Origin of the sequence: Pseudomonas sp. 58(2021) (genome assembly GCF_017491585.1) — a bacterium.
GTDB lineage: Bacteria > Pseudomonadota > Gammaproteobacteria > Pseudomonadales > Pseudomonadaceae > Aquipseudomonas > Aquipseudomonas fluorescens_BT.
The window spans coordinates 359,471-383,535 of the sequence record NZ_JAFGYZ010000003.1 but is presented as its reverse complement, the minus strand read 5'-3'; the positions used below and the strand labels follow the sequence as shown (position 1 = coordinate 383,535).

At 58.6% G+C, this 24,065-nt stretch carries 19 protein-coding genes; 15 read left to right on the top strand and 4 right to left on the bottom strand.

Translation table 11 applies throughout. The features are described from left to right. Positions 1–180: 180 nt before the first annotated feature. A complete protein-coding gene (locus J5M72_RS05355) occupies positions 181–402 on the bottom strand; it encodes a cbb3-type cytochrome c oxidase subunit 3 (protein ID WP_169430229.1) in 222 nt (73 codons plus the stop codon). A 15-nt stretch (positions 403–417) separates the two neighbouring features. Next, a complete protein-coding gene (gene ccoN, locus J5M72_RS05350) occupies positions 418–1,845 on the bottom strand; it encodes a cytochrome-c oxidase, cbb3-type subunit I (protein WP_207864508.1) in 1,428 nt (475 codons plus the stop codon). Between the two features lie 341 nt (positions 1,846–2,186). Here ccoN and J5M72_RS05345 point away from each other — a divergent pair, with 341 nt between their 5' ends. From J5M72_RS05345 to J5M72_RS05310, 8 genes are all read left to right on the top strand, one after another. Beyond that, positions 2,187–3,860 carry a nitrite/sulfite reductase gene (locus J5M72_RS05345; protein WP_207864506.1) on the top strand — a complete coding sequence of 558 codons (1,674 nt, stop codon included), beginning with the start codon at positions 2,187–2,189 and terminating at the stop codon, positions 3,858–3,860. Next, positions 3,857–4,336: a DUF934 domain-containing protein gene (locus J5M72_RS05340; RefSeq protein WP_207864504.1), complete on the top strand. Its 480-nt coding sequence runs from the start codon at positions 3,857–3,859 to the stop codon at positions 4,334–4,336. Before J5M72_RS05345 ends, J5M72_RS05340 begins: the two co-directional genes overlap by 4 nt. Positions 4,337–4,467: 131 nt before the next feature. Then, on the top strand, positions 4,468–5,133 hold the full coding sequence (locus J5M72_RS05335) for a dUTP diphosphatase (RefSeq protein ID WP_207864502.1): 666 nt from the start codon (positions 4,468–4,470) through the stop codon (positions 5,131–5,133). Between the two features lie 16 nt (positions 5,134–5,149). After that, positions 5,150–6,550, top strand: a complete 1,401-nt coding sequence (locus J5M72_RS05330) for a cytochrome P450 (protein ID WP_207864500.1) — start codon at positions 5,150–5,152, stop codon at positions 6,548–6,550. A 23-nt stretch (positions 6,551–6,573) separates the two neighbouring features. Beyond that, positions 6,574–7,383 carry a class I SAM-dependent methyltransferase gene (locus tag J5M72_RS05325; RefSeq protein WP_207864497.1) on the top strand — a complete coding sequence of 270 codons (810 nt, stop codon included), beginning with the start codon at positions 6,574–6,576 and terminating at the stop codon, positions 7,381–7,383. A 217-nt stretch (positions 7,384–7,600) separates the two neighbouring features. Further along, positions 7,601–7,918, top strand: coding sequence for a hypothetical protein (locus J5M72_RS05320; RefSeq protein ID WP_207864495.1), 318 nt, complete (start codon positions 7,601–7,603; stop codon positions 7,916–7,918). A 114-nt stretch (positions 7,919–8,032) separates the two neighbouring features. Continuing rightward, positions 8,033–9,007 (top strand): hypothetical protein, encoded by a 975-nt coding sequence (locus J5M72_RS05315; protein ID WP_207864493.1) that lies wholly within the window; start codon positions 8,033–8,035, stop codon positions 9,005–9,007. A gap of 141 nt (positions 9,008–9,148) precedes the next feature. Further along, positions 9,149–9,820: a DUF3313 domain-containing protein gene (locus J5M72_RS05310; RefSeq protein WP_207864491.1), complete on the top strand. Its 672-nt coding sequence runs from the start codon at positions 9,149–9,151 to the stop codon at positions 9,818–9,820. Positions 9,821–9,881: 61 nt separating this feature from the next. Here J5M72_RS05310 and J5M72_RS05305 read toward each other — a convergent pair whose 3' ends face one another. Then, a complete protein-coding gene (locus J5M72_RS05305; RefSeq protein WP_207864538.1) occupies positions 9,882–10,307 on the bottom strand; it encodes a YciI family protein in 426 nt (141 codons plus the stop codon). A 219-nt stretch (positions 10,308–10,526) separates the two neighbouring features. Between J5M72_RS05305 and tpx the strand changes: the two genes are divergently transcribed. The 7 genes from tpx (at position 10,527) to J5M72_RS05270 (ending at position 23,331) form a co-directional block, all read left to right on the top strand. Then, positions 10,527–11,027, top strand: a complete 501-nt coding sequence (tpx, locus tag J5M72_RS05300; RefSeq protein ID WP_007968505.1) for a thiol peroxidase — start codon at positions 10,527–10,529, stop codon at positions 11,025–11,027. 188 nt (positions 11,028–11,215) lie between these two features. Next, positions 11,216–12,523, top strand: coding sequence for an MdtA/MuxA family multidrug efflux RND transporter periplasmic adaptor subunit (locus J5M72_RS05295; RefSeq protein WP_207864489.1), 1,308 nt, complete (start codon positions 11,216–11,218; stop codon positions 12,521–12,523). Next, the gene (locus J5M72_RS05290; protein WP_207864487.1) at positions 12,520–15,624 is read left to right on the top strand and encodes an MdtB/MuxB family multidrug efflux RND transporter permease subunit; all 3,105 of its coding nucleotides are present in this window, start codon (positions 12,520–12,522) and stop codon (positions 15,622–15,624) included. Before J5M72_RS05295 ends, J5M72_RS05290 begins: the two co-directional genes overlap by 4 nt. Further along, positions 15,621–18,728 (top strand): efflux RND transporter permease subunit, encoded by a 3,108-nt coding sequence (locus tag J5M72_RS05285; RefSeq protein ID WP_169430238.1) that lies wholly within the window; start codon positions 15,621–15,623, stop codon positions 18,726–18,728. The genes J5M72_RS05290 and J5M72_RS05285 overlap by 4 nt, the downstream gene beginning before the upstream one ends. Beyond that, complete coding sequence (locus J5M72_RS05280) at positions 18,725–20,194, top strand: efflux transporter outer membrane subunit (protein ID WP_207864485.1); 1,470 nt, start codon at positions 18,725–18,727, stop codon at positions 20,192–20,194. Before J5M72_RS05285 ends, J5M72_RS05280 begins: the two co-directional genes overlap by 4 nt. A 224-nt stretch (positions 20,195–20,418) precedes the next feature. Then, on the top strand, positions 20,419–22,500 hold the full coding sequence (locus tag J5M72_RS05275; RefSeq protein ID WP_207864483.1) for an EAL domain-containing protein: 2,082 nt from the start codon (positions 20,419–20,421) through the stop codon (positions 22,498–22,500). A gap of 84 nt (positions 22,501–22,584) precedes the next feature. Further along, entirely contained in the window at positions 22,585–23,331 is a 747-nt protein-coding gene (locus tag J5M72_RS05270; protein ID WP_169430241.1) for an SDR family oxidoreductase, read from the top strand. Between the two features lie 175 nt (positions 23,332–23,506). Here J5M72_RS05270 and J5M72_RS05265 read toward each other — a convergent pair whose 3' ends face one another. Continuing rightward, complete coding sequence (locus J5M72_RS05265) at positions 23,507–23,965, bottom strand: hypothetical protein (RefSeq protein ID WP_207864482.1); 459 nt, start codon at positions 23,963–23,965, stop codon at positions 23,507–23,509. Positions 23,966–24,065 lie beyond the last annotated feature (100 nt).

Here is a 24,065-nt window from a genome sequence, read left to right as displayed (position 1 = left end):
CCCCCTCACCCCAGCCCTCTCCCCCAAGGGGGCGAGGGGGAAAGGGAGCAGATCTTCGTCGTTGTTGATATTGCATTCACCTTCGATATTTCAGGTCGATGTATTTCGAGTAAACAACTCGGTCAGTCCCCTCTCCCTCCGGGAGAGGGCTAGGGTGAGGGGGGCTGCCCCTGACACACTTCACATCTCAAGATTGACCCACCCCGGCTGCGCCACCTCCGGCGCCACCGCTTTCACAGTCTTGCCAGTAGCCAGCTCAACCCGCCGCGCCACCTCCGGATCATCGGCAAACGGCGTCAGACTCGCATCATCCAGGCTTTCAGCCGTTTCGTGGCGCAGGCAGTACTCCACTGACAGCCACAGAAACAGCACACCCAATACATTCAAGACAATATCGAACATGACCAGCTCCCTTGATCAGGCGATCTGCGCTTCACGGTGGGCAATCGCAACATCCGCCACCCGCACCGTGCGCCATACGTTGTAGGCCATCAGCAACATGCCCGTCAGGAAGAACACCCCGCCGGCAAACCGTACGACAAACCCCGGATGGCTGGCCTGCAGCGCTTCAACGAACGAGTAGGTCAACGTGCCGTCCTCGTTGATCGCCCGCCACATCAGGCCCTGGGTAATCCCGTTGACCCACATCGACGCGATGTACAACACCGTGCCAATGGTCGCCAGCCAAAAGTGCAGGTTGATCAGCGGCGTGCTGTGCATCCGTTCGCGGCCGAACACTTTGGGCACCATGTGATAGGTGGCGCCGAAGGTGATCATCGCCACCCAGCCCAACGCACCGGCATGCACGTGGCCGATGGTCCAGTCGGTGTAGTGGGAGAGGGCGTTGACCGTCTTGATCGCCATCATCGGACCTTCGAAGGTCGACATGCCGTAGAACGCCAGCGACAGGACGAGGAAGCGCAGGATCGGGTCAGTGCGCAACTGATGCCAGGCGCCCGAGAGGGTCATCATCCCGTTGATCATCCCGCCCCAGCTCGGGGCCAGCAGGATCAGCGACATCGCCATGCCCAGCGACTGCGCCCAGTCTGGCAGCGCGGTGTAGTGCAAATGGTGCGGGCCGGCCCAGATGTACAGGGTGATCAGCGCCCAGAAGTGCACGATCGACAACCGGTACGAGTACACCGGCCGATTCACTTGCTTGGGCACGAAGTAATACATCATCCCGAGGAACCCGGTGGTCAGGAAGAACCCCACCGCGTTGTGCCCGTACCACCACTGCACCATCGCGTCGGTGGCGCCGGAATACACCGGATAGGACTTGAACCAGTCCACCGGGATCGACAGGTGATTGACCACGTGCAGCATGGCAATCACCAGGATGAACGCACCGAAGAACCAGTTGCCGACGTAGATGTGTTTGGTCTTGCGTTGCACCACTGTGGTGAAGAACACGATGGCGTACGCGACCCAGACCACCGCCATCCAAACGGCGCCGGAGAATTCGATTTCGGCGTATTCCTTGGTGGTGGTGTAGCCCATCGGCAAGGTGATCAGCATGATCACGATGACCGATTGCCAGCCCCAGAAGGTGAAGGCCGCAAGTTTGTCCGAGTACAGCCGCACCTGGCAGGTACGCTGTACCGCGTAATAACTGGCGGCGAATTGCGCGCTGCCGGCGAAACCAAAAATCACCAGGCTGGTGTGCAACGGTCGCAAGCGGCCGAAGGTGGTCCACGGCAAGTCCAGATTCATGTCCGGCCATACCAGTTGCGAGGCGATCCATACCCCCATCGCCATGCCCACGACACCCCAGAAAACAGTCGCGATGACGAATTGGCGGACGACCTTGTAGTTATAAGCCTGTCCGATTGTTGCTGTGCTCATGGTCAGTTCATCCACGGTTGCAAAGTCTTGCCAGGCCACCCGGTCTGGCACGAGCTGCACTGTAGAAACCCCACCGGAAACAAAACAGGCTCAGGAAATGTTCATTTATGCGGATCAGATCCAGGCGCTGCCTGCGGCCATCTGCCGCGCCCTGATACGGTTTTTATGCGTTCAGGTGAATCTGTAACAGGCTGCGCTGCAACGTCATAGTGCTTTTACAAAACTGTGGGAGCGAGCCTGCTCGCGATTGCGGTGTGTCAGCCAACATTGCAGTTGCCTGACACACCGCAATCGCGAGCAGGCTCGCTCCCACAGGAAATTCCTGACGAGGTAGTAGGCCGATGTATCAATACGATGATTACGACCGGGCGCTGGTGTTCGAGCGCGTTGCGCAGTTTCGCGATCAGGTCGAGCGCTTCATGGCCGGGGAGTTGAGCGAAGAAGAATTTCTGCCGCTGCGCCTGCAAAACGGCCTGTACATGCAAAAACACGCCTACATGCTGCGGGTGGCGATTCCCTACGGCACCCTGAGTGCCGAACAAATGCGCACCCTGGCGAGCATTGCCAGTGACTACGATCGTGGCTATGGCCACTTCACCACCCGGCAGAACATGCAGTTCAACTGGATCGAACTGCACGAAGTGCCGGACATTCTCGAACGTCTGGCGCAGGTCAACATGCATGCGATCCAGACCTCGGGCAACTGTGTGCGCAACATCACCACCGAAGCCTTCGCCGGAGTGGCGGCGGACGAGCTGATCGACCCGCGTCCGCTGGCCGAGATCCTGCGGCAATGGTCGACGATCAACCCGGAATTCCTGTTCCTGCCGCGCAAGTTCAAGATCGCCATCTGCTCGGCGAAGCAGGATCGCGCGGCAATCATGATGCATGACATCGGCCTGTACCTTTACCCCGGTCACGACGGGCAGATGTTGCTGCGAGTGATTGTCGGCGGGGGGCTGGGGCGTACGCCGATCCTCGGTCTGCAGATCCGCGACGGCCTGCCTTGGCAGCACTTGCTGTCCTACGTCGAGGCGGTGTTGCGGGTCTACAACCGCCACGGCCGGCGCGACAACAAGTACAAGGCGCGGATCAAGATTCTGGTCAAGGCGCTGGGCATTGAAGCGTTCGCCAAGGAAGTCGAAGAAGAATGGCAACACCTCAAGGACGGCCCGGCGCAACTGACCGAGGATGAATACCAGCGCGTCGCCAACGCCTTTGTGCCGCCAAACTATCGCACGCTGGCGGGTACCGATCTGGATTTCGGCACGCACCTGGCCGACAACCCGGCGTTCGCCCGCTGGGTCGCGCGCAACGTGCAACCGCACAAGATACCGGGCTACACCAGCGTGGTGCTGTCGACCAAACCGGGCCTGGCCTCGCCGCCGGGGGATGTGACCGGTTTGCAGATGCTGGCGGTGGCCGACTGGTCCGAGCGTTTCGGCTTCGGTGAAATCCGTATTGCCCATGAGCAGAACATCGTTCTGCCGGATGTGCCCAAGTCCGAGCTGTTCGCGCTGTGGCAACTGGCGAAAGAGCAGGGCCTGGGCGCCGCCAACGTCGGCCTGCTGACCGACATCATTGCCTGCCCCGGCGGTGATTTCTGTGCGCTGGCCAATGCCAAGTCGATCCCGATTGCCCAGGCGATTCAGGCGCGTTTCGACAACCTCGATTACCTGCATGATCTGGGCGACATCAGCCTGAACATCTCCGGCTGCATGAACGCCTGCGGCCATCATCACATCGGCAACATCGGAATTCTCGGCGTCGATAAAAACGGCAGCGAGTGGTACCAGATCACTCTCGGCGGCGCCCAGGGCAAAAACAGCGCACTGGGCAAAGTCATCGGCCCGTCGTTCAGCGCCGACGAGGTGCCACAGGTGATCGAGCGGATCATTGGCACTTTCGTGCGTTATCGCGAGGCGGAAGAGCTGTTCGTCGATACCGTGGCGCGCATCGGGCTGGAGCCATTCAAGGAGCGGGTTTACCCGAAAGCCCTGGAGGTATCGGCATGAACAATCTGCTGCGGATGGAGGAGAGCGGGGCGCGGATTGTGCTCGATGATCCGTGGACGCTGATCCGCTCGCCTGAAATAGAGTCCGGCGCCGGAATGTTGATTCTGCCGCTGGCCCACTGGCTCGAATCCCCCTCGCGCCATGCGGTCTGGCTGGGCCCGGACGACGGCGTTGAAAGCCTGTTGCCGTGGCTGGCATCGCTGCCGCTGATCGCCCTCGACTTCCCGAGCTTTCGCGACGGCCGCGCTTACAGCCAGGCCTACCTGTTGCGCAGTCGTTTCGGCTGGAAAGGCGAGTTGCGGGCCATTGGCGATGTGCTGCGCGATCAGTTGAGCCACATGCGCCAGTGCGGTTTCGACAGCTTCGCGGTGCGCGAGGACAAATCCGCCGAGGATGCGCTCAAGGGACTGGCGGGAATGAGCGTGTTGTACGGGCGCTCGGTGATCGAGCCGCGGCCGTTGTTTCGAAGGCGCTGATCCTTAACACTTGGTCTGGAAATTGTCACCTGTCATATATGACAGTGTGCGATTCCGATTTATTGCGCTCTAATCTGAACCAAGGATTCAGATGCAACTATCAACGTTTCTGTTCGCGACGGAGGAGCATGATGGAAAAGCTTCGCTATGAGCAGGCATTTTGGATTGTGTCGCAACAGAATTTATTGAATGAGAGCGTGGATCCAAATTGGAGGCAGGCAAATTATGCGTGTTGTCGTGCCCTTATCGTCGAAGCAGTCGAGGCCCTCGAATTTTACGATTGGAAGTGGTGGGCTAAAACTGAAACAGACTATTTCCAGATGCAACTCGAACTGGTTGACGTACTGTGTTTCGCAATTTCTTTCTATATAAAACAACACCCCGGTGAACTGAGGGCCATTGCTGAGTCGCTAGCGCTTGAATCTAATCCGGATCTTCAGGTGTGCCGTTATCAACGTAAATCTGTGAAGCTCGTCGATTGTGATATTCCAAGGTTGCTGGATATAGTCATTGGTTATGCATCGATGAGGTGTATTCGATTGCCGTTGCTCGAACGATTATTTTTATTGAGTGGGTTGATTAGCTGGGAAGAAATAATTTTACGCTATCGGCAGAAATATGCGCTCCATGTCTATCGCCAAGTTAATGGTTATCGAGTGGGTCGATATAACAAATTTTGGCCACTTGTTGAGGATTCTAACTATTTGCAAGGCGTGGTGACGGGGTGCTGTTCGATAACGACGCAGGAGAAATTAATTAAAGGTTTGGAACACTTATATCGAGCGTCACACCAGTAGAGTCAGTGAGGGCGTAATGTTATCGATCAAAAAACTTCCGTCGCCGGCTGGCATTCCCTTGCTCGGGAATATTCTACAGATCAAGCCGTCACGCATTTATCAAGTCTTGTGTGACTGGGCAAGAGAACTTGGTGGGTTTTATACCTTTAAAATTGGATCTAAATGTATTCTCGTTGTGACTGAGCCTGACGTTATGGCTGAAGTGCTTCACGAGCGGCCGGGGAAATTCAGACGCTGGGTAAAGATGGAAGAGCTAGGGCTTGAAGTGGGAGCGGATGGGGTTTTTGTAGCCGAGGGGGATAAGTGGCGCCGGCATCGAAGGCTGATCACACCGACGTTCAATTTGTTGCACATAAAAAATGCGTGGGAGGCGATCGACGCTACAACCCGACGCTTACAACAACGCTGGTTAAATTTTGCGGTTGATGGTAGTTCGGTTGATATGCGTCAGGAAGCTATGAGTTATACCGTTGATGTAGTGACTGGATTTGCTTTTGGTTATGAACTTAACACGCTGGAAGAGTCTGCTGGAGAGTTACAGGGCGCGCTATCTTCGTTTCTGCAAACAGCCGCTCGCCGTCAAGCAGCGGTGTTTCCTTATTGGCGATATATAACGCTGAAGTCTGATCGCGAGTTCAACGTGGCGCTGACGAGGATTAATCACTTGGTGAGCGGTTTCATCAAGAGCGCACGCGAACGTATGGAAAATGGTTCGTCGCCTCCATTGCCGCCAGTAAATATGATCGAAAAACTGGTTGCCCACCAAAACAGCGCAGGTAGTGAATTACTATCTGATGGCGAGATTATCGGCAACGTTCTGACCTTTTTATTAGCAGGGGAGGACACAACGGCTAATACGATTGCCTGGGCCGTCTATTTTATTGCCAGACACCCCGTAGTTCAGGAAAAGTTGCAAATGGAAGTGGACCGAGTGCTAAACAGTACCGCCGTAACTCCTACGATAGATCAGCTGGATAAGCTGCCTTACGCGCACGCAATAATTCAGGAAACTATGCGCCTCAAGCCGGTTTTTCCGTTACTAACACTTGAACCAAATGAAGATGTGGAAATTCAGGGTGTAGAAGTCTTGAAAGGCACACCTGTTTTTTTGTTAATCGGTTACCCGGGCCAGGATACACGGCACTTCATCCACGCCGGAGAGTTTCTCCCGGAACGATGGCTCGATAGTCAAGCATATGAGCAGGACAATAAGAAAGCGTGCACTCCGTTTGGCATCGGACCTCGACACTGTCCGGGACATCAACTTGCGATGCATGAAGCGCTGATGGCCATTTCAATGTTGGCGAAGAACTTTGACGTAAAAGCTGATGAAAGCGCAGGCCCGACAGAAGAAACTTATGCGTTCACACTTTGTCCTTCGCATGTTTCAGTCTGTTTAATGAAACGTCACGAATAGGTTTTACTTCAGTCGAGGTAAGTATGGGTGAGCAACGTCAGGTTTATTTGATGGGGGAAGGTGCAGCTGAGCAAGAGCGCTTGGCAATACTTTCCGATATTTACGAACAAGGCAGCGTCAGATTCTTGCGTAGCCAATTACCGCCTGATGCCAAAACCGTGTTGGATATTGGTTGCGGTCATGGCCAGATGTCGTGCTGGCTAGGGAGGGAGTATCCTTCGATGCAGGTAATAGGAGGGGACTCTTCGGGTTCGCAATTGCATATCTGCGATCAACTTCTCAAGGCTGGCAATTTATCCAATGTCAGGTTCGAAAACTTGAATCTGATGGATACCTGGCAAGACAGGCAGCAAGTTGATGTTTTGTATGCTCGGTACGTACTTATGCATATTCCAGACTGGAATAGTGCATTCGCAAATATGTTGTCCGTTTGCCGCGCGGGTGGGTCTATTTTGCTTGAAGAGCCCGGATTTCCGTTCGTCAGTTATCCAGCGCATGACTCTTTGAATAAGGCCAACGAGTGGGGGCAGGAGTTGACTAAGAAAATGGGGATGCGCTTTGACTGTATTGAGCCATTGTGGTCTTACGTTCATGGGTTGGACGGTGTCGCTGTAGATCACTGGGCATTCGACCAGCCTTTTTTCAGTGACGCCAATCGAAAAAGCCTGCTGTGGAGGTCCTTTATGGTGATCATGGATCCTCTTGTTGCATGCGGTATGGCGGCCAGAAATGAGGTGGAGAAAGTACTATCAGACTTGAAAATGATAGCCGTAAATCCCTTATATGTTGTGGGTGCTTTGCGGATGATTCAGTTGCATTTGGTGAAACTATAGCGGAGAGGGTCTCCAAACAAATCGGGAACGGCCTTGTCTCTTATGCATTTTGGGTTGGGTTTTGGTTTCCAGTGTCGGTAATTGTTATAAAAAACTGTTATTTCTTACAGTGGAACAGACACTCGTATCGAATTTTAATTAATGCCGGCAAAGCGTCCTTCAATACGGGTTGCCATCAAGGTCTTGTATTCAAATAAACGAGCGTAAGGAGTTTTTTATGTCTATCAAATCGAAAAGAATATTGTTTTCGGCACTTCCTGCCGCTGTCCTGAAAGAAAATCAGGACGGTCTCCACTTCTCTGCCCCGGCGATAAAAATAGCTACAGAACACGAAGTCATAGTTTTTGCTATTTCTGACGCAGGAGAAGGGCTTGCCTTAGATGTTCAGGTATCTAAAGAGCAGATAGGGCATCCCATTAATATTCTTATCCCGGAATCCGACCTGCCTCGTGGGAACCTGACAGTCGATTACGGAGTTCTGCAGAGTGAAAAATCAGTTTTCCGTTCGAAGGTTTCTCATTACAAGCCGAAATAATCGTCCGCCGCCCTTCGCTCCAGTTTTTTAACTTGGGGCGATGGTGGCATTTTGGTAGAGTCCTTTTCGCCGTCGGATTATCGGCTGAGCAAATCAGGAAGGGAGTCTGCTGTTGTGAGTGTTGGCAAGAAAATTCTGGGCCTTACCGCGTTGCTGTTGATGCTGATGCTGTGGGCCGGTTACATCTATGTGTTCAACGAAAACCGCGGCGGCCAGCTTGGCGGTGTCGGCGAAAGCACCGCATGGTGCGGCACGCCGCCGAACACGGAAGCGGCGCTGCTGGGCAAGGATCAACTGACCTTGCGCATCACCAATAACCTGCGCGGCGAGTTCATGCTCAGCGGTGCGGTGGTGGTGTCCGAGCGCACCTTCAACCGCTATGACCTGGGTCGCAACGAACTGCGTCTGCGCCTGGAACCGTTGCAATGGACGTACGGCGTCACGCCGATCTTCCTTGAGCAAGTGAAAGTCCTGCCCCTGAGCCGCAACCTCGCTTCGACCGACAAAAGCGCCTTCGCCCAGCTCGAATCGCGCCCGATCGGTGTTCAGGGCCGGGTCACCGAGTTCCCTTTCGACACCTATCGCTACGGCTACAAACCGGTGCTGTATTACCTCAAGGGTAACGAGCGCATCGACCTGCGCTTCAAGAACATCACCACGCTGATGGAGATGTCCAACACCTTCACGCCGATCCAGAAGTACAACCGCGCCGACTACATCAACGAGAAAAATTCGGTGGTCCGCGACGAAGACTACAAAGCCTACGGCCACCACGAGTGCGCGTTCAGCGTCGAGCGCAAAGGTTCGTTCAAGGTGGTGGTGCTGCTGATGTTGCTGGTGTTGTGCCTGCCGTTGTTGCTGGTGTTCTACCGCGACGAGCCGGGGATCGACTTCCTGGCCACGCTGGTGGGAATCGGCGTGGTGCGCACAGTGCTGGTGGGGCCGGTGCAGGATTTCCAGCTGTACAACATCGATTTCCTGTTCGGCGCGGCGCTGTTGCTGGTGGGCACCGTGTCGCTGATCAAGGCGATGCGGCTCAACAGCCGGCGGGAGATGGCGTTGCGCAGCGGGGAAACGTCGACCTGGTGAATCTGATCTGAATCGGGTTCTATCGTGCTTCAGTCCGGGGGCGGGATTCATTTCCCGTCCGGCAAAGCGCAAAGCCTGTGGTTTTAGCTATACCTGTAACTCCCCATGCAATAAATCAGGCCTTCTGACAGGAGTTACAGCATGAAGCTAGCCTTAATGATGAGCACCCTATGCATTGCCTCGCTTGGCGTGGTGGGTTGCTCCAGCAAAACCGTCGCTCCGGATGAGTATTCAGGCTTCCTCAAGGACTACAGCCAGCTCAAGGAGGCCAAGTCACCGTCCGGTGCCGAGGTGATGCGCTGGGTCGATCCCAAACTCGATATCAACAAGTTCACCAGCGTCTACATCGAACCGACCCAGCTGTATCCCAAGCCTCAGCCAACGGCAAAAATCCCGCAACAGACCCTCAACGGCATCACTGCTTACTATGATCAGGCGCTCAAGCGTGAAGTGGGCAAGTCTCTGCCGTTGGCCAGCGGGCCCGGCCCGGGTGTGATCGTTGTGCGCGCGGCCATCACTGCCGTCAACAGCAAGACCGAAGGCCTGCGTGCCTATGAAGTGATCCCGATTGCCTTGGTGGCGGCAGCGGTCACCACTGCCAGCGGCAGTCGCGATCAGGAAACCACCCTGGCCACCGAAGCAGTGTTCATCGATGGCGGCAACAACAAGGTGGTGGCGCAGGTCGTGCGCAAGGGCACCGGTAAACCTCTGGAAAACGATTCTCAGGTAATGAAGGCCGATGACGTTAAAGCCGTGATCGATGGCTGGGCGTCGGACATGCACCAGTCCTATCTGAAAATGAAGTCGAGATAAGGCGGGCCCGATTGCCTCCACGGCGGGAGTCGTGGAGGCCGGTCGGGAGCGGAGTGGACTGTCAGTGCTTTTTGGCCTGTTCGCGAATCCGTTCTTCCTGCTCGCGCAGTTGCGGAGTGAATTCGGCGCCAAAATCTTCCGGGCAGAATATCTGGCGAATCTCGATTTCCGCCTCGGTGCCCGGCATGGGATTAGGGCAGCGCTTGACCCATTCGATGGCTTCTTCCTTCGATTTCACCTCCCAGATCCAGTAACCGGCGATCAGCTCCTTGGTTTCGGCGAAAGGGCCGTCGATCACGCTGCGTGTTTCCCCGCTGAAACGTACGCGGGCACCCTTGCTGCTTGGATGCAGGCCATCGGCCGAGACCAGGATGCCGGCCTTGGCCAGTTCCTCGTTGTAGTTGCCCATATCGGTGAGCAATTGCTCGCTTGGCATCACGCCGGCTTCGGAATCCTGGCTGGCTTTGACAATGATCATGAAGCGCATGGTGTTTCTCCGCTGGAAAGTGAGGGATTCACTGCTTTGTCGAACGGCCAGGGCTTGAATCGACAGCCCGTTAAATAAAAGATGCAGACGGTGGCGGCGGGTGAGGGCGGTACGCTCTACACCGACCAATTTCGGTTCAGGCATAGGTCGTCGGACAATTTCGTGGTTAACTTCCGCCTCTTGCATGCTTTCCCAACAACGTTAAGAAGGACTCCGTTCATGGCTCAAGTCACTCTCAAAGGCAACCCGGTTCAAGTCAACGGCCAACTGCCACAAGCCGGTTCCAAGGCGCCAGCCTTTTCCCTGGTAGCCGGCAATCTGTCCGACGTCACCCTGAAAGACTTCGCCGGCAAGCGCAAAGTGCTGAACATCTTCCCAAGCGTCGACACCCCGACTTGCGCCACTTCCGTGCGCAAGTTCAACGCCCAGGCCAACGAGCTGGCCAACACCGTGGTGTTGTGCATCTCGGCTGACCTGCCATTCGCCCAGGCCCGCTTCTGCGGCGCCGAAGGTCTGGAAAACGTACAGAACCTGTCGACCCTGCGTGGCGCCGAGTTCATCGAGAACTACGGCGTGGCCATCGCTGACGGCCCGCTGAAAGGCCTGACCGCCCGTGCGGTGGTTGTGCTGGACGAAAACGACAACGTGCTGCACAGCGAGCTGGTCAAGGAAATCGCTGAAGAGCCGAACTACGATGCAGCGCTGGCTGTATTGAAATAAGTGTTCTGAAACAAGCGCTTTACAATTGTTAACGGCCTGGCCCTGTCCAGGCCGTTTTCATTTGTGTATCAGTGTTTTGGCTCACACCTTGAAACGTAAGTTGAAGGTAAATTGCCGGTAAAGCTGCTTTGCTTTACCCCCACCAGTGCTTATCGTTCAGCCTTCCGTAAAAGAAGCCCACGCGCCCAATGGTTAATCACTCCATGCAATCGTCTTCCCGAAACTCTCGTCGCTGGCTGCTCAGTCTGCTGGTCCTGCTGGTCATCGCCGGCCTGTGCTGGAAATTCTGGCCTGCCGGATCGGCCTACAAGGAGGGCGGCGAGAAGGCGCAAGCCGGCCACACCGGTCGTTCGGGGATGATGCGTCCGGGCTTCGGCGGGGCGGCGGGTCCGATCCCGGTGCGCGTGGCGCCAGTGGTCACCGGTGATTTCCCGCTGTACTACAAGGCGCTGGGCACCGTGACCGCGCTGAACACCATCAACGTGCGCAGCCGGGTCGGCGGCGAACTGGTGAAGATCTATTTCGAAGAGGGGCAGATGGTCAAGGCCGGCGACCTGCTGGCGGAGATCGACCCGCGTCCGTACCAGAACGCCTTGCTTCAGGCTGAAGGCACCTTGCTGCAGAATCAGGCGCAATTGAAAAACGCCCAGGTTGATGTCGAGCGCTATCGCGGTCTTTACAAGGAAGACAGCATCGCCAAGCAGACCCTGGACACCGCTGAAGCACTGGTCGGCCAATACCTCGGCACCGTGAAAACCAACCAGGCGGCGGTCAACGACGCCAAGCTCAACCTCGAATTCACCAAGATCCGCGCGCCGATTGCCGGTCGCGTCGGTCTGCGCCAACTCGACGTCGGCAACCTGGTGGCCGCGAATGACACCACGTTCCTCGCCGTCATTACCCAGACCCAGCCGATCAGTGTAGCGTTCACCCTGCCGGAAAACAGCCTGGAAACCGTGCTCGCCCGCTACCGCAGCGGCGCCAAACTGCCCGCTGAAGCCTGGGACCGTGGCGATACCAAACTGCAAGCCACTGGCGTGCTGCAAAGCCTCGACAACCAGATCGACGTGACGACCGGCACCCTGAAGTTCAAGGCGCGCTACGAAAACCGCGATCAATCGCTGTTCCCCAACCAGTTCGTCAACGTTCACCTGCTGGCCGACACCCTCAAGGGCGTGCTGCTGGCGCCATCGGCCGCGATCCAGTTCGGTACCAACGGCACCTTCGTCTACGCGCTGGACGGCGACAGGAAAGTGACCATCCGCCAGTTGAAGATCGGCGCCAGCGACGGGCAGAACACCGTGGTCACCGAAGGCCTGGCCGCCGGTGATCGCGTGGTGCTGGAAGGCACAGACCGCTTGAAGGAAGGCAGTGAAGTGGAAGTGGTCAACGACAGTCAGGATGTGCCGACCACGCCGACCGGACACCTGCAAGGCAAGTCCGCCGCCAGCGCTCCTGATGCTGCCGTCACCGACAAGGCCAAGAAGGGCGCATGAACATTTCGCGTCTGTTCATCCTCCGCCCGGTCGCCACCACGCTGAGCATGCTGGCCATCGTACTGGCCGGTCTGATCGCCTATCGCTTGCTGCCGGTTTCGGCCTTGCCGCAGGTGGATTACCCGACCATCCGGGTCATGACGTTGTACCCGGGCGCCAGTCCGGACGTGATGACCAGCGCCGTCACCGCGCCGCTTGAACGTCAGTTCGGGCAAATGCCGGGCCTGACGCAAATGGCTTCGACCAGTTCCGGCGGAGCCTCGGTGCTGACCCTGCGTTTCAGCCTCGACATCAACATGGACGTCGCCGAACAGCAGGTGCAGGCGGCGATCAACGCCGCAACCAACCTGTTGCCGACCGATCTGCCGGCGCCGCCGGTGTACAACAAGGTCAATCCGGCGGACACCCCGGTGCTGACCCTGGCGATTACCTCGAAAACCATGCTGCTGCCCAAGCTCAACGATCTGGTCGACACGCGCATGGCGCAGAAGATCGCCCAGATCAGCGGCGTCGGCATGGTCAGCATCGCCGGCGGTCAGCGTCAGGCGGTGCGGATCAAGGTCAATCCGGAGGCACTGGCGGCCAACGGCCTGAACCTGTCGGACGTGCGCACGCTGATCGGTGCGTCCAACGTCAACCAGCCCAAGGGTAACTTCGACGGCCCGACGCGGGTGTCGATGCTCGATGCCAACGACCAGCTGACTTCGCCCAAGGACTACGCCAACCTGATCCTGGCCTACAAGAACGGCGCACCGCTGCGGCTCAAGGATGTCGCGCAGATCGTCGACGGCGCTGAAAACGAGCGTCTGGCGGCGTGGGCCAACCAGAATCAGGCGGTGTTGCTGAATATCCAGCGCCAGCCGGGCGCCAACGTGATCGAGGTGGTCGACCGGATCAAGGCGCTGCTGCCGAGCATCACCGACAACCTGCCGGCGGGCCTCGAAGTGACCGTGCTGACCGACCGCACCCAGACCATCCGCGCCTCGGTCACCGACGTGCAGCACGAGCTGCTGATCGCCATCGCGCTGGTGGTGATGGTGACGTTCCTGTTCCTGCGTCGCGCCAGTGCGACCATCATTCCGTCAGTAGCGGTTCCGCTGTCGCTGATCGGTACGTTTGGCGTGATGTACCTGGCCGGATTCTCGGTCAACAACCTGACCCTGATGGCACTGACCATCGCCACCGGTTTCGTGGTCGATGATGCCATCGTGATGCTGGAGAACATCGCCCGTTTCATTGAAGAGGGTGACAGCCCGATGCAGGCCGCGCTCAAGGGCGCGAAGCAGATCGGCTTCACCCTGATTTCCCTGACCCTGTCGTTGATCGCGGTGCTGATTCCACTGCTGTTCATGGCCGACGTAGTGGGGCGGTTGTTCCGCGAATTCGCCATTACCCTGGCGGTGGCGATCCTGATTTCCCTGGTGGTCTCGCTGACCCTGACGCCGATGATGTGCGCGCGCCTGCTCAAGCGTGAGCCGCAAGAACATGAACAGGGCCGTTTCTACCGAGCCAGCGGTGCGTTCATCGACTGGATGATTGCCGCTTACGGGCGCAAGTTGCAGTGGGTGCTCAAGCACCAGCCGCTGACACTGCTGGTGGCCATCGGCACCCTGGCTCTGACCGTGTTCCTTTATATGGTGGTGCCCAAGGGCTTCTTCCCGGTGCAGGACACCGGGGTGATCCAGGGCATCTCCGAGGCGCCGCAGTCGATTTCCTTTGCCGCCATGGGCGAGCGTCAACAGGCGTTGGCCAAGGTGATTCTCGAAGACCCGGCGGTGGAAAGCCTGTCGTCCTACATCGGCGTCGACGGCGACAACGCCACGCTCAACAGCGGTCGCCTGCTGATCAACCTCAAACCCCATGGCCAGCGTGATCTGACGGCGACCGAAGTGATTGCCCGACTGCAACCGCAACTGGACAAGCTTGTCGGCATCCGCCTGTTCATGCAGCCGGTGCAGGACCTGACCATCGAAGACCGCGTCAGCCGCACCCAGTACCAGTTCAGCATGTCGTCGCCGGACGCCGAACTGCTCAGCCTGTGGAGCGGCCGTCTGGTCGAGGCACTGGCCCAGCGTCCGGAGCTGACCGACGTCGCCAGTGATTTGCAGGACAAGGGTTTGCAGGTGTTCCTGGTGATCGACCGCGATGCAGCCTCGCGCCTTGGCGTGTCGGTGGCGAACATCACCGATGCGCTGTACGACGCCTTTGGCCAGCGGCAGATCTCGACCATTTACACCCAGGCCAGCCAGTACCGCGTGGTGCTGCAGGCTCAGGCCGGGGAGAAGATCGGCCCCCAGGCGCTGGATCAGATTCACGTCAAGACCACCGATGGCGGTCAGGTGCGGTTGTCGAGCCTGGCCCATGTCGAGGAGCGTCAGGCGCAATTGGCGATCACTCACATCGGCCAGTTCCCGGCGGTGATGATGTCCTTCAACCTTGCCCACGGCGTGGCGCTGGGGCATGCGGTGGACATCATCGAGCAGGTGCAGAAAGACATCGGCATGCCGATCGGCGTGCAGACCCAGTTCCAGGGTGCCGCCGAAGCGTTTCAGGCCTCGCTGTCGAGCACCTTGCTGCTGATTCTGGCGGCGGTGGTGACCATGTACATCGTGCTCGGCGTGCTCTACGAGAGCTACATCCACCCCATCACGATTCTGTCGACCTTGCCTTCGGCGGCGGTCGGTGCGTTGCTGGCGCTGCTGCTCAGCGGCAATGACCTGGGCATGATCGCGATCATCGGCATCATCCTGCTGATCGGTATCGTCAAGAAGAACGCGATCATGATGATCGACTTCGCCCTCGACGCCGAGCGAACTCAAGGCATGGCGCCGGAGCAGGCGATCTATCAGGCGGCGCTGCTGCGGTTCCGGCCGATCCTGATGACCACGCTGGCCGCGTTGTTCGGCGCGGTGCCGTTGATGCTGGCCACCGGTTCGGGTGCTGAATTGCGTCAGCCGCTGGGTCTGGTGATGGTCGGCGGATTGCTGGTGAGCCAGATCCTGACGCTGTTCACGACACCGGTGATCTACCTGTATTTCGATCGTCTCGGCCGGCGTTTTGGCCGTGCGCCTTCGGCCGTGGAGCCGGTAGAACAGCCATGAACCTGTCCGGTCCCTTCATCAAGCGCCCGGTGGCGACCATGCTCCTGAGCCTGGCGATCATGCTGCTGGGCGGTGTGAGCTTCGGCCTGCTGCCGGTGTCGCCGCTGCCGCAAATGGACTTCCCGGTGATCGTGGTGCAGGCGAGTCTGCCCGGCGCGAGCCCGGAAGTCATGGCGTCCACGGTTGCTACGCCGCTGGAGCGTTCGTTCGGCGCCATCGCCGGCGTCAATACCATGAGCAGCCGTTCCAGCCAGGGTTCGACACGGGTCATTCTGCAATTCGACCTCGACCGCGACATCAATGGCGCGGCGCGGGAAGTGCAGGCGGCAATCAACGCTTCGCGCAACCTGCTGCCGAGCGGGATGCGCAGCATGCCGACCTACAAGAAGGTCAACCCGTCACAGGCGCCGATCATGGTGTTGTCGCTGACCTCGGATGTGCTGGAAAAAGGCCAGCTCTACGACCTGGCCTCGACCATCCTGTCCCAGAGCCTGTCCCAGGTGCAGGGCGTGGGCGAGGTGCAGATCGGCGGCAGCTCCCTGCCGGCGGTACGCATCGAACTCGAGCCCCAGGCCCTGAACCAGTACGGCGTGGCGCTGGACGATGTGCGCAAGACCATCGCCGGCGCCAACGTGCGCCGGCCGAAGGGCTCGGTCGAGGACGACCAGCGCCTGTGGCAGATCCAGGCCAACGATCAACTGGAGAAGGCCAAGGACTACGAATCGCTGATCATCCACTACAACGGCGGTGCCGCGCTTCGTCTGAAGGACGTGGCCAAGGTCAGCGATGGCGTGGAAGACCGCTACAACAGCGGTTTCTTCAATGACGATGCGGCGGTGTTGCTGGTGATCAACCGGCAGGCCGGCGCCAACATCATCGAGACGGTCAACGAGATCAAGGCGCAGTTGCCGGCATTACAGGCCGTGTTGCCGGCCAGCGTGAAGCTGAATCTGGCGATGGATCGTTCGCCGGTGATCAAGGCCACGCTGCACGAAGCAGAGATGACCTTGCTGATCGCTGTGGCGCTGGTGATCCTGGTGGTGTTCCTGTTTCTCGGCAATTTCCGTGCTTCGCTGATCCCGACTCTGGCGGTGCCGGTGTCGCTGGTCGGCACTTTTGCCGTGATGTACCTCTACGGATTCTCGCTGAACAACCTGTCGCTGATGGCGCTGATTCTCGCCACCGGGCTGGTGGTGGACGATGCCATCGTGGTGCTGGAAAACATTTCCCGGCACATCGACGAAGGCGTCAAGCCGATGAAGGCCGCGTATCTGGGGGCCAAGGAAGTCGGGTTCACCCTGCTGTCGATGAACGTGTCGCTGGTGGCGGTGTTCCTGTCGATCCTGTTCATGGGCGGGATCATCGAGAGCCTGTTCCGTGAGTTCTCCATCACCCTGGCCGCCGCCATCGTGGTGTCGCTGGTGGTTTCCCTGACCCTGACACCGATGCTCTGTGCCCGCTGGCTCAAGCCGCACACGCCGGGCCAGGAAAACCGTCTGCAACGCTGGAGCCGGCGCACCAACGACTGGATGGTCGGCAAATACGCCACCAGCCTCGACTGGGTGTTGCGTCACCGACGTCTGACACTGTTGAGCCTGATCATCACGGTCGGCGTGAACGTCGCGTTGTATGTAGTGGTGCCCAAGACCTTCCTGCCGCAACAGGACACCGGCCAGTTGATCGGTTTCGTGCGCGGTGACGACGGCCTGTCGTTCAGCGTGATGCAGCCGAAAATGGAAACCTTCCGCCGCGCCGTGCTCAAGGACGAAGCGGTCGAAAGCGTTGCCGGTTTCATCGGTGGCACCAACGGAACCAATAACGCGTTCATGCTGGTGCGCCTGAAGCCGATCAAGGAGCGCAATATCTCGGCGCAGAAAGTCATCGAGCGCCTGCGCAAGGAAATGCCCAAGGTGCCCGGCGCGCAATTGATGCTGATGGCCGACCAGGACCTGCAGTTCGGCGGTGGCCGTGAGCAGACCACCTCGCAATACAGCTACATCCTGCAAAGCGGCGATCTTGGGGCCCTGCGCGAGTGGTACCCGAAAGTGGTCACCGCATTGCGCGCCTTGCCGGAACTGACCGCCATCGACGCCCGTGAAGGGCGCGGTGCGCAGCAGGTGACGCTGATCGTCGACCGCGATCAGGCCAAGCGCCTGGGTGTGGACATGAACATGGTCACCGCCGTGCTCAACAACGCTTACAGCCAGCGGCAGATTTCGACGATCTACGACAGTCTCAACCAGTATCAGGTGGTGATGGAGGTCAATCCGAAATACGCCCAGGACCCGGTCACGCTCAATCAGGTGCAGGTGATCACTGCCGATGGCGCGCGGATTCCGTTGTCGACCATTGCCCACTACGAAAGCAGCCTGGAAGACGACCGGGTCAGTCACGAAGGCCAGTTCGCCTCCGAAAGCATCGCGTTCGACATGGCCGAAGGCGTGACGGTAGAGAAGGGCAGTGCGGCCATCGAGCGGGCGATTGCCAAGGTCGGCCTGCCGGAAGACGTGATCGCGAAAATGGCCGGCACCGCCGACGCCTTCGCGGCCACCCAGAAGAGCCAGCCGTTCATGATCCTCGGTGCGCTGCTGGCGGTGTATCTGGTGCTGGGCGTGTTGTATGAAAGCTACATTCATCCGCTGACGATCCTGTCGACACTGCCGTCGGCCGGGGTTGGCGCGCTGTTGTCGATCTACGTGCTGGGCGGCGAGTTCAGCCTGATTTCGCTGCTCGGGTTGTTCCTGCTGATCGGTGTGGTGAAGAAGAACGCGATCCTGATGATCGACCTGGCGCTGCAACTGGAGCGTCATCAGGGCATGGCGCCATTGGAATCGATTCGTAGTGCCTGTCTGCAACGTCTGCGGCCGATCCTGATGACCACGCTGGCGGCGATCCTCGGCGCGTTGCCGTTGTTGCTCAGCCGTGCCGAAGGCGCGGAAATGCGCCAGCCACTGGGCCTGACCATTATCGGTGGTCTGATTTTCAGCCAGATTCTGACCCTTTACACCACACCTGTGGTTTACCTCTATCTCGACAAGGCCCGTCACCGCTTCAACAAGTGGCGTGGCGTACGTACCGATGCCGCACTGGAAACTCCGCTATGAATGACCGTTCGCTTATCCAACTGGCCAGTGTCCGCGGTTCGCGTCTGCTGAGCCTGTCACTGTGCGTGGCGATGCTCAGTGCGTGCGCCGTCGGCCCGGACTACCAGCGCCCGCAGACCGCCGAAGTCGCCCAGTACAAAGAGGCCAAGGGCTGGCGTCAGGCCAGTCCCTCGGATTCCCTGGCCCGGGGCGCCTGGTGGGAGTTGTATGGCGACCGTCAGCTCAATGAGCTGGTGGAAAAGCTCAACCGTTCCAACCAGACCGTCGCCCAGTCCGAGGCGCAGTACCGTCAGGCCCAGGCCTTGGTGCGCGATGCCCGTGGAGCGTTTTACCCGACGCTCGACCTGAGCCTGGGCAAGACCCGCTCCAGCCAGGGCACCGGCAGCAGCAGTTCGAGCCTGAGCAGTTCGTCCAGCGGTATTCGTGATACCTACAACGCCCAGTTGGGCGTCAGTTGGGAAGCCGATGTCTGGGGCAAATTGCGCCGGGGGCTGGAGGCCGACGAGGCCAGCGCGCAGGCCAGCTTCGCCGATCTGGCGGCGATGCGCCTGAGCCAGCAGTCGGAACTGGTGCAGAACTACCTGCAGTTGCGTGTGATCGATCAGCAGAAGCGTTTGCTCGAGTCGACGGTGGAAGCCTACGAACGTTCGCTGAAAATGACCCAGAACCAGTACAACGCCGGAATCTCCGGTCGTGATGCCGTGGCCCAGGCACAGACGCAACTCAAATCCACCCAGGGCGATCTGGTGGACCTGATCTGGCAGCGGGCGCAGTTCGAAAACGCCATTGCGGTACTGACCGGCCAGCCGCCGGCGCAGTTCAAGCTCGCCGAAACCCAGGACATTCCGAAGCTGCCGCAGATTCCGTTGAGCCTGCCGTCGCAACTGCTGGAACGACGCCCGGACATCGCCTCGGCGGAACGCTCGGTCATTGCAGCGAATGCCAATATTGGCGTAGCCAAGGCCGCGTACTACCCGGACTTCAGCCTGAGCATGAGCGGTGGCTACAGCAGCAGTACTTCGCGGGATCTGATCAGTCTGCCGAACCGTTTCTGGTCGGTTGGGCCGAAAATGAGTCTGCCGCTGTTCGACGGTGGCCGACGCTCGGCGGAAGTGGACCGTACCGAAGCCGTGTATGACCAGACCGTGGCCAAATACCGCCAGACCGTGCTCGACGGCTTCCGCGAGGTGGAAAATTACCTGGTGCAGTTGAAGGTATACGAAGACGAAGCGGCCGTGCGCCAGGAAGCCCTCGATGCGGCACGGGATTCCCTGCGTCTGACCGAAAACCAGTACAAGGCTGGGGTGATTGCTTATCTCGATGTGGTGACCGTGCAGGCCACGGCGTTGAGCAACGAGCGCACTGTCCTGAATATCCTGCAGAGCCGCTTGATTGCCAGCGTGCAGTTGATCGCGGCGCTGGGCGGTGGCTGGGACGGGCAGCTGGAAACCACTGATAACCGCTGACGTGAGGCCATGATCGTTCCGCGTGGGAATGATCTGCCGGCGAGGCGGACGATCTTCTCAAGACCCTGAATTAGAGCCTTGTCAGACGATCAAACAAGCGTTTCATCGGGTTGATGGCCATTTGATTACTTTGTCAGTGAATTCTTTTTCGCAATCAGTACAATCGGCGCATTTGGCCCCGCCGAGAACGGAAGCAGTACGGTGGGGTGGTCACGAGAATTCTCATGCTCATCGGTAGCTATTCCTTCACCCTGGTTTTCATTTCGCTGTGTGTGGCGATCCTCGCTTCCTACACCGCGCTCGATCTCACCGGGCGCATTGCCACCGCCAAGGGACGCGCCGTGCATATGTGGACGGCCGGCGGGGCGTTTGCCATGGGCGTCGGCGTCTGGTCCATGCACTTCATCGGAATGCTAGCGTTCACGCTGCCGATCAGCCTCGGTTACGACATTTCGATCACGGCGCTTTCATTGCTGATCGCCGTGCTTTCCTGCGGTTTTGCCCTGTGGCTGGTCAGCCAGCCGAAACTGCCGGCCTGGCAACTGGCCTTTGGCGCGTTGATCATGGGCGCCGGCATCAGCGCGATGCATTACACCGGCATGGCCGCGATGCGCATGCAACCGGGCATCGACTACGATCCGACACTGTTTGGCGCCTCGCTGCTGATCGCCGTCGGCGCGTCGGCGGCAGCGCTGTGGATCGCCTTTCGCCTGCGTCAGCATTCGCCCTATGTGCGGCTGTTCCGTGCCGGGGCGGCGATTGTCATGGGCGTGGCGATTGTCGGCATGCACTACACCGGTATGGCGGCGGCGCGGTTTCCCGAAGGCAGTTTCTGCGGCGCGGTGCTCAGCGGTCTGAATGGCAATGGCCTGGACAACCTGGTGCTGATCACCACGCTGGCGGTGCTGGCCATCGCGCTGCTGACCTCGATTCTCGACGCGCGCCTCGAAGCCCGCACCGCTGATCTGGCCCATTCATTGACCCTGGCGAACCGCGAACTCACCCAGCTGGCTTTGCACGACACCCTGACCGGGCTGCCGAACCGGATGTTGCTGGACGACCGGATCAATCAGGCGATGAAAAAGGTCAACGAGCAGGGCGGCTGTTTTGCGCTGATGTTCATCGATCTGGACGGCTTCAAACCCGTCAACGACGCTTTCGGTCACCACATGGGCGACCAGTTGCTGCGCGAAGTGGCGGTGCGCCTGCGTGAAGATTTGCGCAGCCTCGACACGCTGGCGCGGATTGGCGGCGATGAGTTTGTGCTGCTGGTGCGCCTGGCCGAGCCTGACGACGCGCTGGGTCTGGCAGCACGTCAGGTGGGCCTGATCGCGCAGTCGTTCCGGGTCGCCGAACATGACCTGCAGATTTCCGCCAGCGTCGGCATCGCCCTGTATCCGGGCAATGGCCAGAGCGCCCAGGAACTGCTGATGAACGCCGACGCTGCGATGTACCACGCCAAGGGCGGCGGCAAGAACGGCTACAGCTTCTTCGACGTCTCGATGAACAGTAACGCACGCAAGCAACTGCAACTGCTGCAGGATCTGCGCGCGGCGTTGGAGCACAGGCAGTTCAGCCTGCATTACCAACCCAAGTTCCATGCCGCCGATGGCCACCCGGTCGGTGCCGAAGCACTGTTGCGCTGGGAACATCCGGTTCACGGCATGCTGATGCCGGACAAGTTCATCGATCTCGCGGAGAAGACCGGGCTGATCATTCCGATTGGCGAATGGGTACTCAATGAAGCCTGCCGGCAGATGCGCGAGTGGTATGTGCTGGGCTACACCGACTGGCGGATCGCGGTGAATCTGTCGGCGTTGCAGTTCTGTCACGCCGGATTGGTGCGCAGCGTGGCCAAGGCGCTGGCCACGCACCATTTGCCGGCCAACAGCCTGACCCTGGAAATCACCGAGACCACCGCCATGAGCGACGCCGACGCGAGCATGACAGTGTTGCAGGAACTGTCGGACATGGGCGTCGACCTGTCCATCGACGACTTCGGCACTGGCTACTCGAGTCTGATGTACCTCAAGCGCCTGCCGGCCAACGAGCTGAAGATCGACCGTGGATTCGTCCGCGACCTGGAGCACGACAGCGATGACGCGGCCATCGTTTCGGCGATCGTCGCGCTCGGTCAGGCACTGGGTCTGCGCATTGTCGCCGAGGGCGTGGAGACCGGTGTGCAGCAGGACTTCCTGACGCAACTGGGCTGCGATTCGCTGCAGGGTTATCTGCTCGGCCACCCGATGCCGGCCGACCGCTTCCTGCAGGACATCGCACGCGGCAAACAATTGGCGGCGAGCTGAACGGCTGACGCAGGCCATGCAAAACCCTGCAATGACGGTTATTCTTGCCCCGACTGTTACGTGTACATCGGGGGGAAGGCCAGCATGGATAAAGTCATAGTGATCACCGGTGGCGGGCGCGGAATCGGAGCCGCGACCGCGCTGTTGGCTGCCGAGCAAGGCTATCGGATCTGCATCAATTATCAGTCTGACGAGCAGGCGGCCCACCACGTACTCGATCAGGTACGCGCGCGTGGCGCCACGGCCATCGCGGTACGCGCCGACGTCAGCATTGAAGACGAAGTGATCGGCCTGTTTCACCGGGTCGACACCGAGCTGGGCCGGGTCACCGCACTGGTGAATAACGCCGGCACAGTCGGGCATAAATCCCGGGTCGAGGAAATGTCGGAATTCCGCATCCTCAAAATCATGAAAACCAACGTCCTGGCGCCGATCCTCTGCGCCAAGCACGCGATCCTGCGCATGTCGCCCAGACACGGCGGGCAGGGTGGCAGCATCGTCAACGTCTCCTCGGTCGCCGCACGCCTGGGCTCGCCGAACGAGTACGTCGACTATGCCGCGTCCAAGGGGGCCCTCGACACGTTCACCATCGGCCTGTCCAAGGAAGTGGCGGGCGAGGGGATTCGGGTCAACGCGGTGCGTCCGGGGTACATCTACACCGATTTCCACGCGTTGAGCGGCGATCCGGATCGGGTCAGCAAGCTGGAATCGGCCATTCCGATGGCCCGTGGCGGGCGACCGGATGAGGTGGCAGAGGCGATTGTCTGGTTGCTGTCGGACAAGGCTTCATATGCCACCGGAACTTTCGTCGATCTTGGCGGCGGCCGTTAAAAACTCGAATATATATGGGAAGTTCCGGTCTCTTTGTGATCAAGTACCTCCCGTATTGTTTTTGCGCATATCACAAAGTGAAAGGCCCCGGTTATGGGGGGCGCTCTTTTTAAGCCATCTGTCTATTCCTGAATAAGGTTTACACCTGTTTCAGGACTAGGCAATCAGGGGCATATTAATCATCGAGCACAATCAAAATATTGTCGACATATAAGCGGGAGGTCGGCTTTTGATCACCCCTGTAGAAGGCTCCAATATCGAGCGATCCATCCGAAGGCTTACGCAGATCCATATGAAATGAATAGCGTTGCCACTCGCTATTCGGCACAGGGTCTTTCACAGAGGAAATGTTATTTGCACCGGCATTCACCATAATCAAAACATAGTCGTCAGGAGCGTCTTTAATACGAAGGTCGAAAGAAATGATAATTTTCTTGCCCTTAAGATCCTGAAATGTTCTGTTTGGGCATTCAAGCAAAGCGCGAGGATCTGCTTGTCGGGTGACTAGACACATACCTTGGCCAGTCCGTTCATCAGGTACCAAATCACAAAATTTTACATGATCAACTTCTCCCCAGCCATTTCGTTCACCATCATCGAAGTTGCTTTCATGTAGAGTTTTTTTGCCAGACATTTTCAAAGCTCCCGTATTTAAAGTGCATCTTTATTAAAACAGGCCAAATCAATACTGGCACCTGTCAGAAATGACAGGTATTTATCGAATAAACTGCCGT

What these genes read in the sequence shown, in the direction of transcription:
- J5M72_RS05355 (WP_169430229.1), bottom strand. Translation starts at nt 402, where the DNA reads ATGTTCGATATTGTCTTGAATGTATTGGGTGTGCTGTTTCTGTGGCTG.
- ccoN (WP_207864508.1), bottom strand. Translation starts at nt 1,845, where the DNA reads ATGAGCACAGCAACAATCGGACAGGCTTATAACTACAAGGTCGTCCGC.
- J5M72_RS05345 (WP_207864506.1), top strand. Translation starts at nt 2,187, where the DNA reads ATGTATCAATACGATGATTACGACCGGGCGCTGGTGTTCGAGCGCGTT.
- J5M72_RS05340 (WP_207864504.1), top strand. Translation starts at nt 3,857, where the DNA reads ATGAACAATCTGCTGCGGATGGAGGAGAGCGGGGCGCGGATTGTGCTC.
- J5M72_RS05335 (WP_207864502.1), top strand. Translation starts at nt 4,468, where the DNA reads ATGGAAAAGCTTCGCTATGAGCAGGCATTTTGGATTGTGTCGCAACAG.
- J5M72_RS05330 (WP_207864500.1), top strand. Translation starts at nt 5,150, where the DNA reads ATGTTATCGATCAAAAAACTTCCGTCGCCGGCTGGCATTCCCTTGCTC.
- J5M72_RS05325 (WP_207864497.1), top strand. Translation starts at nt 6,574, where the DNA reads ATGGGTGAGCAACGTCAGGTTTATTTGATGGGGGAAGGTGCAGCTGAG.
- J5M72_RS05320 (WP_207864495.1), top strand. Translation starts at nt 7,601, where the DNA reads ATGTCTATCAAATCGAAAAGAATATTGTTTTCGGCACTTCCTGCCGCT.
- J5M72_RS05310 (WP_207864491.1), top strand. Translation starts at nt 9,149, where the DNA reads ATGAAGCTAGCCTTAATGATGAGCACCCTATGCATTGCCTCGCTTGGC.
- J5M72_RS05305 (WP_207864538.1), bottom strand. Translation starts at nt 10,307, where the DNA reads ATGCGCTTCATGATCATTGTCAAAGCCAGCCAGGATTCCGAAGCCGGC.
- tpx (WP_007968505.1), top strand. Translation starts at nt 10,527, where the DNA reads ATGGCTCAAGTCACTCTCAAAGGCAACCCGGTTCAAGTCAACGGCCAA.
- J5M72_RS05295 (WP_207864489.1), top strand. Translation starts at nt 11,216, where the DNA reads ATGGTTAATCACTCCATGCAATCGTCTTCCCGAAACTCTCGTCGCTGG.
- J5M72_RS05290 (WP_207864487.1), top strand. Translation starts at nt 12,520, where the DNA reads ATGAACATTTCGCGTCTGTTCATCCTCCGCCCGGTCGCCACCACGCTG.
- J5M72_RS05285 (WP_169430238.1), top strand. Translation starts at nt 15,621, where the DNA reads ATGAACCTGTCCGGTCCCTTCATCAAGCGCCCGGTGGCGACCATGCTC.
- J5M72_RS05280 (WP_207864485.1), top strand. Translation starts at nt 18,725, where the DNA reads ATGAATGACCGTTCGCTTATCCAACTGGCCAGTGTCCGCGGTTCGCGT.
- J5M72_RS05275 (WP_207864483.1), top strand. Translation starts at nt 20,419, where the DNA reads ATGCTCATCGGTAGCTATTCCTTCACCCTGGTTTTCATTTCGCTGTGT.
- J5M72_RS05270 (WP_169430241.1), top strand. Translation starts at nt 22,585, where the DNA reads ATGGATAAAGTCATAGTGATCACCGGTGGCGGGCGCGGAATCGGAGCC.
- J5M72_RS05265 (WP_207864482.1), bottom strand. Translation starts at nt 23,965, where the DNA reads ATGTCTGGCAAAAAAACTCTACATGAAAGCAACTTCGATGATGGTGAA.